The 16,799-nt window shown below is 41.5% G+C and carries 22 protein-coding genes; 5 read left to right on the top strand and 17 right to left on the bottom strand.

Going from position 1 to position 16,799, the window contains the following annotated elements:
* Nucleotides 1-54: 54 nt before the first annotated feature.
* Nucleotides 55-528 (bottom strand): hypothetical protein, encoded by a 474-nt coding sequence (locus EJ103_RS00895; protein ID WP_126005512.1) that lies wholly within the window; start codon nt 526-528, stop codon nt 55-57.
* Nucleotides 529-709: 181 nt separating this feature from the next.
* Here EJ103_RS00895 and EJ103_RS00890 point away from each other — a divergent pair, with 181 nt between their 5' ends.
* Nucleotides 710-1,246 carry a helix-turn-helix transcriptional regulator gene (locus tag EJ103_RS00890; protein WP_096738922.1) on the top strand — a complete coding sequence of 179 codons (537 nt, stop codon included), beginning with the start codon at nt 710-712 and terminating at the stop codon, nt 1,244-1,246.
* 328 nt (nt 1,247-1,574) lie between these two features.
* Here the strand turns inward: EJ103_RS00890 and rpsQ are convergent, their stop codons facing one another.
* From rpsQ to rpsJ, 11 genes are read right to left on the bottom strand one after another with little or no spacing between them, the layout of a single operon-like run.
* The gene (gene rpsQ / locus EJ103_RS00885) at nt 1,575-1,832 is read right to left on the bottom strand and encodes a 30S ribosomal protein S17 (protein ID WP_004588693.1); all 258 of its coding nucleotides are present in this window, start codon (nt 1,830-1,832) and stop codon (nt 1,575-1,577) included.
* Nucleotides 1,832-2,023 (bottom strand): 50S ribosomal protein L29, encoded by a 192-nt coding sequence (gene rpmC / locus EJ103_RS00880; protein ID WP_004588692.1) that lies wholly within the window; start codon nt 2,021-2,023, stop codon nt 1,832-1,834. The genes rpsQ and rpmC overlap by 1 nt, the downstream gene beginning before the upstream one ends.
* A complete protein-coding gene (rplP, locus tag EJ103_RS00875) occupies nt 2,023-2,436 on the bottom strand; it encodes a 50S ribosomal protein L16 (RefSeq protein WP_002957890.1) in 414 nt (137 codons plus the stop codon). Before rplP ends, rpmC begins: the two co-directional genes overlap by 1 nt.
* A gap of 12 nt (nt 2,437-2,448) precedes the next feature.
* Nucleotides 2,449-3,150 carry a 30S ribosomal protein S3 gene (gene rpsC / locus EJ103_RS00870; protein ID WP_004588691.1) on the bottom strand — a complete coding sequence of 234 codons (702 nt, stop codon included), beginning with the start codon at nt 3,148-3,150 and terminating at the stop codon, nt 2,449-2,451.
* An 11-nt stretch (nt 3,151-3,161) separates the two neighbouring features.
* Nucleotides 3,162-3,494 carry a 50S ribosomal protein L22 gene (gene rplV / locus EJ103_RS00865; protein ID WP_004588690.1) on the bottom strand — a complete coding sequence of 111 codons (333 nt, stop codon included), beginning with the start codon at nt 3,492-3,494 and terminating at the stop codon, nt 3,162-3,164.
* A 14-nt stretch (nt 3,495-3,508) separates the two neighbouring features.
* A complete protein-coding gene (rpsS, locus tag EJ103_RS00860; RefSeq protein WP_004588689.1) occupies nt 3,509-3,787 on the bottom strand; it encodes a 30S ribosomal protein S19 in 279 nt (92 codons plus the stop codon).
* Nucleotides 3,788-3,802: 15 nt separating this feature from the next.
* On the bottom strand, nt 3,803-4,627 hold the full coding sequence (gene rplB / locus EJ103_RS00855; RefSeq protein WP_004588688.1) for a 50S ribosomal protein L2: 825 nt from the start codon (nt 4,625-4,627) through the stop codon (nt 3,803-3,805).
* A 17-nt stretch (nt 4,628-4,644) separates the two neighbouring features.
* The gene (gene rplW, locus EJ103_RS00850) at nt 4,645-4,947 is read right to left on the bottom strand and encodes a 50S ribosomal protein L23 (protein WP_004588687.1); all 303 of its coding nucleotides are present in this window, start codon (nt 4,945-4,947) and stop codon (nt 4,645-4,647) included.
* Entirely contained in the window at nt 4,944-5,549 is a 606-nt protein-coding gene (gene rplD / locus EJ103_RS00845) for a 50S ribosomal protein L4 (protein WP_004588686.1), read from the bottom strand. The genes rplW and rplD overlap by 4 nt, the downstream gene beginning before the upstream one ends.
* A gap of 17 nt (nt 5,550-5,566) precedes the next feature.
* Complete coding sequence (gene rplC, locus EJ103_RS00840) at nt 5,567-6,202, bottom strand: 50S ribosomal protein L3 (protein ID WP_004588685.1); 636 nt, start codon at nt 6,200-6,202, stop codon at nt 5,567-5,569.
* A 27-nt stretch (nt 6,203-6,229) separates the two neighbouring features.
* Entirely contained in the window at nt 6,230-6,541 is a 312-nt protein-coding gene (rpsJ, locus tag EJ103_RS00835) for a 30S ribosomal protein S10 (protein ID WP_002957900.1), read from the bottom strand.
* Between the two features lie 413 nt (nt 6,542-6,954).
* Here rpsJ and plsB point away from each other — a divergent pair, with 413 nt between their 5' ends.
* Nucleotides 6,955-9,393 carry a glycerol-3-phosphate 1-O-acyltransferase PlsB gene (gene plsB / locus EJ103_RS00830; protein ID WP_029773518.1) on the top strand — a complete coding sequence of 813 codons (2,439 nt, stop codon included), beginning with the start codon at nt 6,955-6,957 and terminating at the stop codon, nt 9,391-9,393.
* 195 nt (nt 9,394-9,588) lie between these two features.
* On the opposite strand, the gene tesB is transcribed toward plsB, so the two are convergent.
* Nucleotides 9,589-10,446, bottom strand: coding sequence for an acyl-CoA thioesterase II (gene tesB, locus EJ103_RS00825; RefSeq protein ID WP_004588683.1), 858 nt, complete (start codon nt 10,444-10,446; stop codon nt 9,589-9,591).
* A gap of 79 nt (nt 10,447-10,525) precedes the next feature.
* On the opposite strand from tesB, the gene EJ103_RS00820 reads away from it, so the two are divergent.
* Both EJ103_RS00820 and EJ103_RS00815 read left to right on the top strand, forming a co-directional pair.
* Nucleotides 10,526-10,984, top strand: a complete 459-nt coding sequence (locus tag EJ103_RS00820) for an EVE domain-containing protein (protein WP_064386703.1) — start codon at nt 10,526-10,528, stop codon at nt 10,982-10,984.
* Between the two features lie 122 nt (nt 10,985-11,106).
* Nucleotides 11,107-12,138, top strand: a complete 1,032-nt coding sequence (locus tag EJ103_RS00815; protein WP_004588681.1) for a hypothetical protein — start codon at nt 11,107-11,109, stop codon at nt 12,136-12,138.
* Between the two features lie 41 nt (nt 12,139-12,179).
* Here the strand turns inward: EJ103_RS00815 and EJ103_RS00810 are convergent, their stop codons facing one another.
* Genes EJ103_RS00810 through EJ103_RS00800 form a run of 3 tightly spaced genes read right to left on the bottom strand, consistent with a single transcriptional unit; the run spans nt 12,180 to nt 14,077 of the window.
* Nucleotides 12,180-12,788, bottom strand: coding sequence for a hypothetical protein (locus EJ103_RS00810; RefSeq protein ID WP_126005510.1), 609 nt, complete (start codon nt 12,786-12,788; stop codon nt 12,180-12,182).
* A gap of 4 nt (nt 12,789-12,792) precedes the next feature.
* Entirely contained in the window at nt 12,793-12,990 is a 198-nt protein-coding gene (locus EJ103_RS00805; RefSeq protein WP_126005508.1) for a hypothetical protein, read from the bottom strand.
* Between the two features lie 19 nt (nt 12,991-13,009).
* Nucleotides 13,010-14,077, bottom strand: a complete 1,068-nt coding sequence (locus tag EJ103_RS00800) for a potassium channel family protein (RefSeq protein WP_126005506.1) — start codon at nt 14,075-14,077, stop codon at nt 13,010-13,012.
* 225 nt (nt 14,078-14,302) lie between these two features.
* Here EJ103_RS00800 and EJ103_RS00795 point away from each other — a divergent pair, with 225 nt between their 5' ends.
* Entirely contained in the window at nt 14,303-15,613 is a 1,311-nt protein-coding gene (locus EJ103_RS00795; RefSeq protein ID WP_126005504.1) for a TIGR00366 family protein, read from the top strand.
* Nucleotides 15,614-15,657: 44 nt separating this feature from the next.
* Here the strand turns inward: EJ103_RS00795 and EJ103_RS00790 are convergent, their stop codons facing one another.
* A complete protein-coding gene (locus EJ103_RS00790) occupies nt 15,658-16,674 on the bottom strand; it encodes a site-2 protease family protein (RefSeq protein ID WP_126005502.1) in 1,017 nt (338 codons plus the stop codon).
* Between the last annotated feature and the right edge of the window lie 125 nt (nt 16,675-16,799).

Genomic DNA, 16,799 nt, shown 5'->3' with positions numbered 1-16,799 from the left:
AACTTATATTAAACTTTTTTTGCAGCCACTCACTGTGCGGTAAATTAACAGGCATTACTTTGGGTTTAAGGCCTGCTCTGCACGATCTATTGATTCGTAGCGTTTGCCTGTAATTTTTATCAGCCATACTTTATCTGTAAAGGTGCGGCTTAAATACACTGTTTGGCCATTTGGGATTTGCGGCATAAAGGAAGAAATAGATTCCCACTTGCCATCAACTTGCTCTTTTAACTTCAAGCTGGCGTTAAAGTGCGACCCCTCTGCGTTAGGCTTTACTTCAAGCGCCGTCATTTGCGTATCATCACCAATTTCTATCATTGCGCTTTTATTTAATAGCGTGAGTAGCTGAGGTTGATGCGTAGGGCTTAGATTTTTTAAAGCCTGCTCTATTTTACTATCTACGGTAATCTCATTCTGTAATTTATAAATACTGGCCTTAATTGCAAAAACAGGCTCTGCGTAACTGGGGTTTATAAAAAACAGTAAACTGATAAGCACTAAAATAGCGCTAGTAAATTTATTCGACATATTATATCTCCTTATTAAAATCGAATTGAGCATACCTTATATTTTATTAAATTTAATATAAGCCATTAATATTCATAATATTCTTTATATTAATAAGCATGAATATACGCTTTTAGACTATTTATAAATACTAATTTTAGCGATAATAAAACGCTTAACTAATCAAATAAGAGCAGAGGGTATGCAAGCGTTAGGAATGGAGTTAAAACGCCTTAGAGCAAATAAAAAGTGGACTCAGGCTTATGCAGCGCGTGAAATTGGAATTCAACAGTCGTACCTTTCAAAGCTTGAAAATGGACAGTTTATCCCCTCAACTGAGGTAATTGAAAAGCTTAAACTTTGCTATGGCGAAGGCTGTATTGATAAATGCCTACCTATAAGTTCAGCGATAGATAAGCCCTCAAACATCACTTTAATTATGAGCCTGACTTTATTTATATGTGGGCTGATAGCGTGGTTGTGTGCAACATATGAAATTTTTTATCCACAAACCTACTTTACCTATCAAGCAAAGCTAGGTGACTTTTTAGCCTTTAACGTCACTCAGCAATACCAAGGCGAACGCTTTATTGAGGGGGATGTGACCTATCAAATTGTAGGAGAAAGGCAAGTCAGTCGAATCGAGAACCGCTTCCTAGTGGTAGGCTCTGCCGTGTGCATATTAATATCTATTGTTGCAGCTTTACTCTCGCAAAGGCATAGGTTTGGTAAATTATAGAGCTGTTATTTAGTTGTTCTTGTAAATTACTTCGGTATTACTCTACCTCAAACATCTATACAGTCGTACATCAGAAATTTTTATCTGTCGCTATAAATGCCTCATCACTTAACACGATTGGTATTATTTTCGATTAGTATTAGGGCTATTACGTATTCGTGGTGTGCTTTTTTCTCAAGTGTTCTAGTCTCAAACCAAGCTGCGGCGCTTCACTTCACTGCGAGCAGCTAACGACTGAAAGCTTCAAACTTACAGCTTTTTTTAAACGCAAACAAAAAGCCCCGGCTAATGCCAGGGCTTTTTTTACAAAACTTACTTAATTTAAAAATTAAGCTTGTTTTGGACTAGAAACAACGTCTACTAAAGTCCAAGATTTATTCTTAGAAATTGGTGCGCATTCACGGATAGTAACTACGTCACCCGCTTTTGCTGTGTTGTTTTCGTCATGTACGTGTAGCTTAGTAGTACGTTTGATGAATTTCCCATAGATTGGGTGCTTCACGTAACGTGCGATAGCAACAGTGAAAGATTTTTCCATCTTGTCGCTTACTACACGGCCTTGAAGAGTACGAATTTTATCGCTCATTATTGACCTGCCTTCTGGTTAATAATTGTTTTTACACGCGCGATATCGCGACGTACTGTTCTTAGCGTGTGTGTCTGAGCTAACTGACCAGTGCTTGCTTGCATGCGCAGGTTAAACTGCTCACGAAGAAGTCCTAGAAGTTCAGCATTTAGCTCTTCTACGCTTTTGTCTTTTAGTTCGCTTGCTTTCATCACATTACCGTCCGAGTTACGAAAGTTGTTTTGAATGGCAGTTTACGAGCTGCAAGGTCAAACGCTTCACGAGCAAGCTCTTCAGAAACACCTTCCATTTCGTAAAGTACTTTACCAGGCTGAATTTCAGCAACCCAATATTCAACAGAACCTTTACCTTTACCCATACGAACTTCAAGAGGCTTTTCTGTGATCGGCTTGTCAGGGAAGACACGGATCCAGATTTTACCTTGACGTTTCACGTGACGCGTCATAGCACGACGAGCTGCTTCGATTTGACGAGCAGTCATGCGGCCACGACCAGTAGCTTTCAAACCGAAAGTACCGAAGCTTACTTTGTTACCGTTTTGCGCTAAACCGCGGTTGCGGCCTTTGTGCATTTTACGGAATTTTGTACGTTTTGGCTGTAACATTACTCGCTACCTCTACTTAGCACTTTTCTTGGCTTTCTTTGGTGCGCGTTTAGCTGGCTTCTCTTGCTCTTGTACTAGTGGTAAACCACCAATAACTTCGCCTTTGAAGATCCAAACTTTAACACCAATGATACCATAAGTGGTTAAGGCTTCAGAAGTTGCGTAGTCGATATCAGCACGAAGAGTATGTAGAGGTACACGACCTTCACGATACCATTCTGAACGTGCGATTTCTGCGCCGCCAAGACGACCGCTAACTTCAACTTTGATCCCTTTAGAACCGATGCGCATTGCATTTTGTACCGAACGCTTCATAGCGCGACGGAACATAACACGACGCTCTAGCTGAGAGGCAATGCCGTCTGCTACTAGTTGTGCATCTAACTCTGGTTTACGTACTTCAGAAATATTAATCTGAGCAGGTACACCTGCGATCTTAGTTACCGCTTGACGTAGCTTTTCAACGTCTTCGCCTTTTTTACCGATAACAACACCCGGACGAGCCGTGTGAATTGTTACGCGGATCGATTTTGCTGGACGCTCAATAACGATTTTAGACACAGAAGCCGCTTTTAATTCCTTTGTAAGGAAAGTACGTACTTTGTGATCGCCAAAAAGCTGATCAGAGAAATCTTTAGAACTCGCGTACCAGGTAGAAACCCAAGGTTTAGATATACCTAGGCGAATACCAGTAGGATGAACTTTTTGTCCCATTACTTATACTCCTAGCTATCTGAAACCACAACAGTGATGTGGCTTGTACGCTTAAGGATGCGGTCTGCGCGTCCTTTAGCACGTGGCATAATACGTTTCATTGTAGGACCATCGTCCACAAAAATCGTAGTTACACGAAGCTCATCAATGTCAGCACCTTCGTTATGCTCTGCGTTAGCAATAGCAGACTCAAGTACTTTTTTAACTAATACAGCCGCTTTTTTCGGGCTGTACGCCAGGATTTCTAGAGCGCGATCGACAGGTAGTCCGCGGATCTGATCTGCAACTAGACGAGCTTTTTGCGCCGAACCAGAGGCGAATTTATGTTTAGCTAATGCTTGCATTTATCATTCCCCTCTTAGCGTTTCTTCGCTTTCTTATCCGCAGCATGGCCACGGTAAGTGCGAGTTGGTGCAAATTCACCTAGTTTGTGACCGATCATTTCGTCAGAAACGAAAACTGGTACATGCTGGCGACCATTATGGACAGCAATGGTCAATCCGATCATGTTAGGTATGATCATTGAACGACGGCTCCAAGTTTTAATTGGCTTCTTTTCACCGCTTTCCAAAGCTTTCTCTACCTTCTTCAGCAAGTGTAGGTCTATAAAAGGACCCTTCTTGAGAGAGCGTGGCATGGCTATTCCTCAATATTACTTAGTACGACGACGTACTATAAATTTATCCGTACGCTTGTTCTTACGCGTCTTAGCACCTTTAGTAGGCTTACCCCATGGAGACACAGGATGACGACCACCAGATGTACGACCTTCACCACCACCGTGTGGGTGATCTACCGGGTTCATGGCAACACCACGAACTGTCGGACGAATACCACGCCAGCGATTTGCACCTGCTTTACCAAGTGAACGAAGCATATGCTCAGCATTGCCTACTTCACCTAGCGTTGCACGACAATCAGATTGTACTTTACGTACTTCGCCAGAACGAAGACGTAATGTTACGTATTGACCATCACGCGCAAGGATTTGAACGTATGCACCAGCAGAACGTGCGATTTGAGCACCTTTACCTGGTTTTAATTCTACGTTGTGAACAGTCGAACCTACAGGCATGTTACGCATAGGTAATGCATTACCAGGCTTGATTGGTGCATCAACACCAGACTGGATTGCATCGCCAGCTTTTAAGCCTTTAGGTGCGATAATGTAACGACGCTCACCGTCTGCATATAATACAAGAGCGATGTTTGCGCTACGGTTTGGATCATATTCCAAACGCTCAACAGTGGCTGGAATGCCATCTTTAGTACGTTTAAAATCGATTAAACGGTAATGATGCTTATGACCACCACCGATATGACGAACCGTAATACGACCATTGTTATTACGACCACCTGATTTAGAGTTTTTCTCTAATAGTGGTGCGTAAGGTTTACCCTTATGTAAATCTGGGTTAACCACTTTAACTAGGTGACGACGACCCGCAGAAGTTGGTTTACACTTTTGAAGTGCCATAATTCTAACTCCCCTTATTACTCGGCGCCGCCGACAAAGTCTAGCTCGCTACCTTCTTTAAGAGTAACGTAAGCTTTCTTCCAGTCGCTACGACGACCGAAACGCATGCCAGTACGTTTTGTTTTACCCTTAACGTTAAGTGTGCGAACACCCGTTACTTCTACTTCAAAAAGCTTCTCAACTGCTGCTTTAATTTCAGCTTTAGTTGCATCATTTGTTACTTTAAAAACAATAGTATTGTTTTCTTCAGCAGCAATTGTGCTTTTTTCAGAGATATGTGGAGCAAGGATCACTTTTAAAAGACGTTCTTCACGGATCATGCTAGCGCCTCCTCAAGTTGCTTAACAGCAGCAGCTGTAATAAGTACCTTGTCGAAAGCAATTAAGCTTACAGGATCGATACCAGCTACATCACGCGTGTCAACCTTGTACAGGTTACGTGCCGATAAGAAAAGATTTTCATCTACTTCTTCAGTCACGATAAGAACATCTTTAAGCTCAAGTTCTTTAAGCTTAGAAACTAGTTCTTTAGTTTTTGGTGCTTCAAGACCAAAGCTTTCAACAACGATTAAACGCTCTTGACGAACTAATTCAGATAAGATGCTTTTGATCGCACCGCGGTACATTTTACGGTTTACTTTTTGGCTGTGGTCTTGTGGTTTAGCTGCGAAGCTAACGCCACCTGAACGCCAAATTGGACTACGGATTGTACCAGCACGTGCACGGCCAGTACCTTTTTGAGCCCATGGTTTTTTACCACCACCGCTTACTTCAGAACGTGTCTTCTGAGCACGAGTACCTTGACGAGCACCTGCTGCGTATGCAACAACTACTTGGTGTACTAATGCTTCGTTAAACTCACGTCCAAAAGTAGCTTCAGAAACTTCAAGAGCGCCAGAAGCGTCTTTAATTGCTAATTCCATCACTAAATCTCCAGGACTTATGCTTTAACAGCTGGTTTAACGATAACGTCACCGCCGATAGCGCCAGGTACTGCACCTTTAACTAAAAGCAAGTTACGCTCAGCGTCAACGCGAACTAGTTCTAAGTTTTGAGTCGTTACACGCTCAGCACCCATATGACCGGCCATTTTCTTACCTTTAAACACCTTACCAGGTGATTGGTTTTGACCGATTGAACCAGGAGCACGGTGAGATAGAGAGTTACCGTGAGTAGCGTCTTGCATGCTGAAATTCCAGCGCTTAACACCACCTTGGAAACCTTTACCTTTAGAAGTACCGGTTACGTCAACTTTGTTGATTTCGTTGAATAATTCAACAGTAAGCTCAGCGCCTACTTCAAAATCGCCTTCACCACCATTTAGGCGGAATTCCCACAGACCGCGACCCGCTTCAACACCAGCTTTAGCGAAATGACCCGCTGCTGCTTTGTTTACACGGCTTGCTTTTTTAGTGCCTGCGGTTACTTGAAGCGCGTTATAACCGTCTGTTGCGTCAGATTTGATCTGAGCAATGCGGTTAGGAGTCGCTTCGATAACTGTCACAGGGATAGATACACCATCTTCAGTGAAGATACGTGTCATACCCACTTTACGACCGACTAGACCTAATGCCATTTTCCTATAACCTCTCTAATCTTTCGATTAACCCAGGCTGATTTGAACATCAACACCAGCAGCAAGATCTAAACGCATTAATGCGTCAACAGTCTTGTCAGTTGGTTCTACGATGTCGATCAGACGTTTATGGGTGCGGATCTCGTACTGATCACGCGCATCTTTGTTTACGTGCGGTGAAGTTAGTACAGTAAAACGTTCAAAGCGTGTAGGTAGTGGGATTGGACCACGTACTTGTGCGCCTGTGCGTTTCGCAGTTTCCACGATTTCCGCCGTTGATTGGTCAATCAAACGGTGGTCAAAAGCTTTTAGGCGAATACGAATGCGTTGATTTGACATTCTTAAACCTCAATATAAAGAGCATTTAAAGAGCATAAAAAAACGACCGAAACAATCTTAATAATTAAGATGCCGGTTGTTGATTTATATCTACGATGAGTTCCAAATCGGAACTCCTGTTTATTAGCTTGAAATCCAAGCTTAATTTATCCCTTCAAGTTCCAGAGGAATCTTGAAAGCCTGCGTATTATAGTGATATTGGTGATAAATGCAACAACTAATTGCAAATTAATTACGGGTGTAAGGCTGCCCAAATAACCGCCACTGGTTATTTATAGCTATAATTGAACTGCTCAGCGCCAAATTAGTCTTATGTTTATAATTTAACCGATTACGCAAATTACAGGATTTTATAGATATTATGGTATCCTATGCGCTAATTTTGCTTTTAATACTCTCAATATGGTGAGTCGATGCGTTTATTAAATTATTGTTTGAATTTTCTTACTAGCTGCGTAAGCCGTGTTTTGGTAAAAAGTAAGGTCCTTCCCCAAAGCCCAATAGAACAATATGACCTTAATCCTGAACACCCTACTTTTTATATAGTACGTTTAAATTCGCGTTTCGATTTAGCCGCGCTTACTAATGTATGTAAAAAGCATGGTTTGCCTAACCCATGCGAATATCAAACGTTAGGAAACCAAGAGCTGGCACGCTTTATTGGTATTAAAAATCCGCCACCTTTATTTGGCGATACCGCGAAACCAACCGCCGCTTTATCGCAGGGTAAGCAAATAGTTGAACATTTATTAAATAGCGGGCAAAAAAATGTACAAGTGGTGCCGGTAACTATTTTATGGGGGCGCGACCCAGGAAAAGAAAAGCCAGGCATTCGTACCTTAATTACCCACTCTCTTACACCAAGTTGGTTTAGAAAATTTTTCGTTGTGCTTTTTTCTGGGCGCGATAACTTTATTCGCTTTAGCCAGCCACTCGATTTATCACTTATCGTGAACGAAAAAGCCGACGTAAATGAGCTACCACAAAAACTATTGCGTGTTGCTCGGGTGCACTTTAAACGTCAAAAACTGGCCGCTACGGGCCCTAAAATGCCCTCGCGCGAGCAACTATTTAACTCGCTTTTGGCTTCGCCTACAATAAAAAAAGCGATTCAAGATGAAGCCAAGTCAAAAGGAATAAGCCAAACAGAAGCCCGTCAAAACGCGTTAAAACTACTAGATGAAATTGCCGCTAATTACTCTGAGGCAATGATACGTGTAGGCGACAGAATTTTAACCTGGCTGTGGACTAAGCTTTATAACGGTATAGATATAAAATACACCGAGCAGATTCATGAGCTAACAAATAAAGGTCACGAGATAATCTATATGCCGTGTCATCGCAGCCACATGGATTACTTGTTACTTACCTATGCTATATACCATCAAGGTTTGGTGCCGCCGCATATTGCCGCGGGCATTAATCTTAACTTTTTCCCTGCCGGTGGTATTTTTCGCCGCTCAGGGGCGTTTTTTATCCGCCGCTCGTTTGCCGGTAATAAACTTTACTCAGCCGTATTTAAAGAGTATTTAAGCCAGCTATTTATTAAAGGTTACTCAGTTAAGTTTTACACTGAAGGCGGACGCAGCCGCACAGGCCGATTACTACCGCCAAAAACCGGTATGCTCGCCATGACATTGCAAGCAATGCTACGTGGCATAGACCGCCCGGTTTCTATTGTGCCGGTATACATTGGCTATGAACATGTAATGGAAATCAATACCTATTTAAAAGAGCTTGCCGGTAAAGATAAAAAAGGCGAGTCCATTTTTGGTATTTTTAAAGCCATTAAAAACCTTAAAAATTACGGCCGTGGTTACTTAAACTTTGGCGACCCTATTTCTATAAACCAATACTTAAACGACAACCAACCTGATTGGCGCGATGCAATACACCCTACCGATGTGCAAAAGCCGCAATGGCTAGGCCCTCAAGTAGCCGCATTAGCCGACCAAGTAATGGTAAAAATTAATAATGCAGCAGCACTTAACGCTGTGAATTTACTGGCTATGATTTTGCTAGTTAACGACAAGCACGCGTTAAGTAAGCCTAAGCTATTAGCGCAACTAGATTTTTACTTACGCCTACAACGCGATGCAAGCTATAGCGATAAAGTCACTGCCCCCGATGAAACACCAGAGCAACTATTAACACACGCCATTAAGCTTAATAAGTTTGATGTTATTAGCGATGAATTTGGCGAAATTATTGCAATTAACGATAAAGAAAAAACCCTGTTTAACTATTACCGTAATAATATTTTGCACTTATTTGCTGTGCCAAGCCTTATTGCTTTGCACTTATTTAAGCAACACAGTAGTACGGTAGAGCAATGCCAAAAGCTTGTTTCGGCTTTTTACCCTCTGTTTGCAAAAGAATGGTATTTACAGCCGCTAGATGAAAACTACATAAGCCGTATTTTGGCTAACTTTAGCGATCAAAACTTAATTGAGCTTGATGGCGATACCATTCATGTCACTAACACGAATGATTCGTTAGCCAAACTTGAAATGCTAGGAAGGTCGCTTAGCTTTACGTTGCAACGTTATGCTATTGTTGTGGGCTTTATTCAAACCAGTAACGGAATTGAAAAAGCCGAACTAGAGCGTGAAAGCCAAGTACTGGCAAACCGTTTAGGCACCTTACACGGCATTAAAACCCCGGAGTTTTTTGATAAAAAAGTACTGGTAAGCTTTATTGATAATTTACGCGGTGAGCTGCTAATTACTGAAGGTGAAAATGGTATTCACGGTAGTACACAACTGTGTGAAATATACATGTACTTAAAAACCTTATTACCTGCGCGTATATGGCAATCGGTTAGCGACATAGTGCAAGATCAATGTAATTAGCGAGTTGCTGTAATTTAAGCTCTAATTAAACACCATTAAAAAAGCCTCAACATTTAACATGTTGAGGCTTTTTTGTACGTTTAGTTATTAAACAGCAACGCTACATAGAGACGCTTATCTCTTGGCAAAACCTTTAGCGAAAGCACTGCTAATTTGCGCTTAACGGCCTGTCTATTGCCAGTAAACCTAATCAAATTAACGCTGGCGCATCACCCCTTCTTGAATCGTTGATGCGACTAAATTACCTTGGCGGTCAAAAAACTGGCCTCTTACCAAGCCTCGCCCAGAACTAGCACTTGGGCTGTCTATGGTATATAAAATCCAATCGTCCATTCTAAATGGGCGGTGGAACCACATAGCATGGTCAATCGTTGCCACTTGCATATTTGGCTGCATAAACGATACGCCATGAGGCTGTAATGCTGTAGGTAAAAACTCAAAGTCAGAGGCATACGCTAATAAGTAATTATGAATGCGTTGATCGTCGGGCATATCGCCATTGGCTTTAATCCAAATGTGCTTTACGGGCTCAATAACCTCTGGCTTAAACGGGTTATGAAAAGTAACCGGGCGCATTTCAATAGGCATTTCGCGTATAAACTTATTACGGATCACCTCGGGTATGTGGTGGGCGTTTTCTTGATAAAACTCAAGCGACGAGCGAAGCTCCTCTGGTGGCGGTACATTAGGCATGGTTGCTTGATGCGATAAGCCTTCTTCTTCACCCTGAAACGACGCAGTCATATAAAAAATAGGTTTACCGTATTGAATAGCGCTTACTCGGCGGGTGCTAAAGCTTTTACCATCGCGGATGGTTTCTACGTCGTAAACAATCGGTTTTGCGGCGTCGCCGGGGCGTAAAAAGTAAGAGTGTAATGAATGAACAACACGTCCTTTTGGTAGCGTTTCTTTTGCAGCAGACAATGCCTGCCCCATTACTTGACCACCAAATACCGCTCTAAACCCTAAATCTTGGCTTTGCCCACGATATAAACCTTGTTCAATTTCTTCAAGTGACAATAACGATAATAAATCATCTAATACTTGGCTCATTTGCTGTTCTCTCAATCCCCAGATAAGCTAATGATACTATACAATGCAGCTATGTAAATCTAACTAAATGAGTAACGCTATGAATTATTGGCTATTTAAAACTGAGCCCGATGCTTTTTCGATTGATGATTTAAAAACAGCGCCGCAACAAACCACTCTGTGGGAAGGCGTGCGTAATTATCAGGCACGTAACTTTATGCGTGACGATATAAAATTGGGTGACTTAGTATTTATTTACCACTCTAGCTGCAAACAAGTAGGCGTTGTGGGTATAGCCACTGTTACTAAAGAAGCCTACCCCGACCCAACCCAGTTTGATTTAAATAGTGACTATTACGATGCGAAAGCGACGCCCGACAAGCCACGCTGGTTTGTAGTTGATGTAACCTATAAAAGCCATTTAAACAAACGCGTAAGCTTAAAAGACATTAAAGCAAACGAGGCTATTACCGAGTTAGCCCTTAAAAAAGCAGGCCGCCTTTCGGTAATGCCAGTCACACAAAACGACTGGGAGCAAATAATAGCCATGAGCAATTAAGCTCAGTAAGTAAATATCAAGCTGTATTAGTAGCTAACCATTAACGGGCTAAAGCTTGGCTATGTTTGACCTCATTTGGCCGTGTTTGATACGATCCCCCGCGAGTTATAATTGGGGGATTAATGAAACTACTGTATTGGTTAGATGAATGGTTAACGCTTTGCCGTGATGAACAACAAACTAAGCTGCCTATGTGTGGCGGCGACCTACTCGGCGATGTGTATGTAAAATACGACTTTGTTGATTTAAATAAGCCCCTGCTTTTTACTTTTTCCCCCGCGGGGACCAACGTCCAAGAACACGACCTAACCGATGACTTTGCCCCTTGGGGCTATCACTTAGCGCAAAAACAAAATGTTAACGTTATTTCGTTCCAACATTTAGGCAAAAGCAATTGGTTTAGAAGCCGTAATTTAATCTTCTTTTTGGAGCAGTTATCAAGCTTACTTACACCGTTTAAGTGCCGCTTAGGCTATGGCCTTAGTCGCGGTGGTTTTGCTGTTGGCGCGTTTGCAAAATTACTTAAATTAGATCAGGTTTTATTTTTTCATCCTGTTAGCACCAAAAATACCGAAACAGTTCCGTGGGACACCCGCTCCAGCACAGAGCTTGCGCAGCAATTTGATTGGCAAAGTGAGTATAACGACCTCGATTTAGGCCATGCTAAGGGGTATATAATTTATGACCCCACCAATAAAATAGACCGCCTACATGCTAAGCGGTACCCGCAACTGACTCATTTAAGAGTGTTTGGCATGGGCCACGGTACCCACGCAAGTTACCTCACTAAGTTTGGCTTTTACAAACAAGTGGCTGTTGATTTTATACGCCACCAGCAAATTGATATAGCGCAGTTTCGTTTGCAAACCAAAACCTTGCGCTTAAAAGAAGAATATTATCAAAGCCTAAATAAGGCAAATGCGAGTTCGCCTCACCGCTTGGCACTATTAAGTACAGCACATCAAATTTTAGCAGATGAAAAAGAAGTACATGTGCAAGAACATCAGGCCAAAATAGATATTCAGCCGTTAATAGATGTCGCACTTAAACATCAAGATGAACACCCAAATGATGCTATTCAGTTATTAGAAGTTGCCCAACAAATAGTGCCAGATGACCCGCTGGTTGAGCACAAACTCAAGCAGCTAGAATAATCGAAGTTGTAGGACTTCCGATAGGAGTCAATGGATTAGAATTAATCATTTAAGGAATCTTTTATATAATTTCTAAAGGCTGCAGATACTTTATTATTTCTATTACCCAAATCGTAAGCAAGCTTACTTAATTGAGCAATACAAGCTTTATCTCGGGGAGTTTCATATGGAAGAATAAATTTTATATATTGATTAACATTCGAGATAACATTATTTTTTAGTGTATGTACTTTTTTATCCTTAGTTATTGTTTCTAGCATCCTAGATTTAACTAAAAATTCCACATTTAATAATCTTAGATTCTCAACTCTCTGGCTGTAAGACTCTTTAAATTGATTATAATTTAAGTTTCTTCGTTCCGTGTCTGAGTCGATAAACAAAAAGCCATAAATACTCTCGCCAGAGGCACTTAAACTTGCACAGACAGAATGTACCTTTTCAAGTGCTTCCAGAGCTTCAAGCTTTTTATTATAGTGGATTTGTTTTTTCCAAATAAACAAAGCGTAGAGCGCGCAACCGCCACCAATTATACCGCTCAGACCTGACAAAGAATTCAATAATCCCAAAAGAGGCAAGCTTAAAATGTCTTTAGCTATTACACCGACTGAGATTAATAAGATTGTGATTATAAAATATTGTTTATAGCTCAAAAGCTTATTTCACCTTTTTTTTCTTGTGTCTACTTTTAGGCACAATCGTAAAATACATAAAAAGCCCCAGCCACGAAAAAATAATTACGCCTAATAACCAGCCGTTTTTTTCGTGGCCTTGGGTGCGCTTACTATTAACCACTATCACCACGGGTAATATATAAGCGCTTAAAATAATTATTAAAAATACTACTTCATTCATTATTTAACCTAAGCCTTGGTTATTTGGCCAAGCTTTGCCAATCTACTTCACTTGTTAGCACACGCTCAAGGGCAATGTAGTGCAGGATATCGCCCGCATTTACCTTGTAATCGAGTGGCGGATTTAAATCCATATTTTGTGCACTTAAGTTATGCGCCACCCCTAACAAAATAGCATTATAGTCATGCTTAAAATGATGAAATAAAGTGCCAAACTCCATCTCTTCGCATTCACTTGGAATAGCTAGGCTAAACTGCGTGTCGCCGTGCAATGTAGATAATAGCTCTTCTTGTACTCGACTCGAGCCTGGGTCTTGCATTGAGCGTACTAAAATCTCAGCCGACTTAGCGCTACTACACTCCACATTTTGGCAATGCTCAAGCAACATATCGACCTTGGTTTCATCTAAAAAGTGCGCGCTAATATGGCACTCATCTTTAACTAAACGGCTAATACGCAGTGCCGTTGTAAATGTTTGGTCGTCATCTTGCCCATCAATAATAACTTTGTCGGCACGGCTTATAGCTACACGCTCAAGCTCCTCTAAATCGGTAAAACTTGTTAGGCGGGCAAAGTCGACATTTTCGTTAGTTAAAAATGGGTGATCCATTTGCTCGGTCACCGCCAACAAAATACGGCGGTCGGTACGTTTGGTATCGGCAAGGATATAATCAATCATCTTTTTTGTTCGGGTATCGTGCCAACCAAAAATAATAATGTGGTTGTTACTGTGAGCAAAGTTTTTATCACCAGTCATAGCGCGCCTAATTAAGTAAGTCACTGTTTGCCCTGTTTTTCCTAACAGAACGCCAAATAAAGCTAAACCAAACGGAATTTGTATTAAAGCCACAACCCAACGCCCCAGCTCGGTGGTTGGGCTAAAATCGCCGTAACCCACTGTTGAGGTAGTTACTGTGTAGTAGTAAAAAAAGGTCGTAAACGAGGTAAGCGCTTGCTCATTTGCAATAAATAGCAGCCCCCAAGTCACTAACATATGAGCAAGTATTGCAAGCACCACGGCTTGCCAGCTCAGCTGATCGATATGAGCACGAACAAGTAGCGCTAGCCTCTTAAATATTACCGGCATGATACAAAATCTTTGTTAGTAAATTATCTATAAACAGTACGTTACTGTAAGCCATGCTTTTAAGCAACGTTTAAGCCTTTAAGTAAGGCCTGTTACCCTTTTAGGATTAAATTTTGTTCAACCTATAAGATACTCAGACCCTAAAATATAAGACTAAATGCGGGTTTGCTAATGTGCTAAGAGCATGATTAATTATAATAAGACTAAAAAACACACAGACACATTATGCTTAATAAAATTGCCACACCGTTTACCAAATTAGTAGAGCGCTACTTACCTGACCCTTTTATATTTGTCATATTGCTGAGCTTAATTACTTTACTCTCTGCCAGTATTTTTACCCCCGCAACACATATTGAAGTTATTAACGCATGGGGGAGTGGTTTTTGGAACCTGCTTAGCTTTGCCATGCAAATGCTGTTAGTGCTGATTACAGGTTATATGCTAGCAAGCACGCCCATAATCAATTCGTTATTAAACAAACTGGCAGCGCTTGCTAATTCAGCGCCAAAAGCGATTATTTTAGTCACGCTTATTTCGCTATTAGCCAGCTGGCTTAATTGGGGGTTTGGCTTAGTTATTGGGGCTTTATTTGCCAAAGCAATTGCAAGGCAAACACAGGTCGATTACCGCCTATTAGTTGCCAGTGCTTATTCTGGCTTTGTGGTGTGGCATGGCGGCTTAGCAGGCTCAATTCCGCTTACGATTGCTACCGAAGGGCACTTTTCACAAAATAGCATTGGCATAATTAGTACCGAGCAAACCCTATTTGCTGGTTTTAACATAGCCATATTAATTGGCTTATTTATTATTATGCCGTTGGTTAACCGCTACATGCTACCCAGTGATAAAAACAGCGTGTATGTAGACCCAGCACTTATAAAAGAGCCCCCGCCCGCACATGAAAAAATTACTCGCCCTGCTCAGCATTTAGAACACACAAAGCTGCTTGGCATTTCGATTGGTTTACTTGGCCTTTGCTATTTAGGGTATTACTTTATATTTTCAGGCGGTAGCCTAAACCTAAACAGCATTATTGCTGTGTTTTTGTTTTTAGCCATTACCTTGCACCAAACACCCCATAACTTGCTTAATAGCTTGCAACAAGCAATTCCTAGCGGCGCAGGTATTGTCATTCAATTTCCGTTTTACGCAGGTATTATGGCTGTGATGGTCGACAGCGGTTTAGCGCAGCAAATATCGCGTGGTTTTATAGCTGTTGCTGATGCCGATAGCTTGCCATTTTTTAGCTTTATAAGTGCAGGACTCGTTAATATGTTTGTACCTTCTGGCGGCGGCCAATGGGCAGTACAAGCACCTATTGTTATACCCGCAGCGCAAGAGCTGGGCGCCGATATATCACGCGTTGCTATGGCTGTTGCGTGGGGCGATGCGTGGACCAATTTAATTCAACCCTTTTGGGCTTTACCTGTACTGGCAATAGCAGGGTTAAAAGCGAAAGACATTATGGGGTTTTGTGTAGTGCAGTTATTTGTAACGGGGGTATTTATATCGCTAGTGCTGAGCTTTTACTAACCCTTAATAACGCGCAGTATTTAGGTATACTGCGCGTATAGCGATTAGCTCGATAAAATCGTCATCGGCAGGCTAAGTATTGGGTTTTCTGAATCTGCAAAGTGCATCATTACTGCCACATGGCCTGCAACTACAATAGCGTACATAGCGGCTGAAAAACCTTGGCCGTATTTATCAAGCGGCAATAAATGCGAGTAATGTCGACCGCGCCATTCAAATACAATTTCCAGTGCGCCCACAAACAAAAAGAACACCAGCAACATTAAGCCAAATGTATAACTAAGCCATAATCCAAATAGCACGCCCAATAAGCACACACTTAAACCGACCCAAGATCGCATTGAAAAACTGATACTTTTTAACACATGTCCGCCATCAAGCGGTAAAATAGGCAAAAGGTTAAACAAATTCAATAAGGCACTGAGTACTGCAACGCCGGCAAATATGTCCATTTCGGTGGCGTAATATAAAACCACACCCAGCACTGAGGTAAATAAACCAAACGCTGGCCCCATGAGGGATATAACTACATCTTGCCAGCGCGTTGTTATTTTATCGTCACTAACAGCTAACCCACCTACAAAGGGGATTAAGTAAATACCTTTGGTTTTTATGCCAAAGTATTTCATGGCCCTAACGTGCCCGTACTCATGTACCACTAAACAGGCAATAAGCATAAGTGCAAATTCAATACTAAATAACCAGGCATAGCCAGCAACCGATGCACCTGCCAGCGCCACCTTAATTACTTTTGCACTTTTAAATAATTTAAAGCCCAATGCCGCTAGCCCTAAAAAGCCTTTTTTGGGCTGGCTATTTACCGGCGCAGGCAAAGCTAGTTCAGTAGCAAACACACCATCAACAAATAACGATAAAGACTGCTCATGAACATGTGAGCTATCAATCCCTATTTGCTTATTATCTAAAGTAAATTCGGCGTAATGCTCTTTGGGTGTTGTAAAGCTTATGGCCTGTTGATTATGAAATATTTGTACTATTTTATGCCCAGATACCATTAGCGTTAATGGTTGCTCTGCAAGCATGAGATCGATTTTTATCATGACTAAAACCAGTTAAAACAATGGCGCTAGTATACCGATGAATTTAAAAAACACGAATTGCCTTAAACCATAAGCGCAAAAGCACTTCGAAGATAAAAAATAATATAAAACTAGGCTGACAAAAG

This window comes from Pseudoalteromonas sp. Xi13, from assembly GCF_003952205.1.
Classification (GTDB): domain Bacteria; phylum Pseudomonadota; class Gammaproteobacteria; order Enterobacterales; family Alteromonadaceae; genus Pseudoalteromonas; species Pseudoalteromonas atlantica.
The sequence above is the reverse complement of the archived record's forward strand: the minus strand, read 5'-3'. Positions and strand labels throughout refer to the sequence as shown.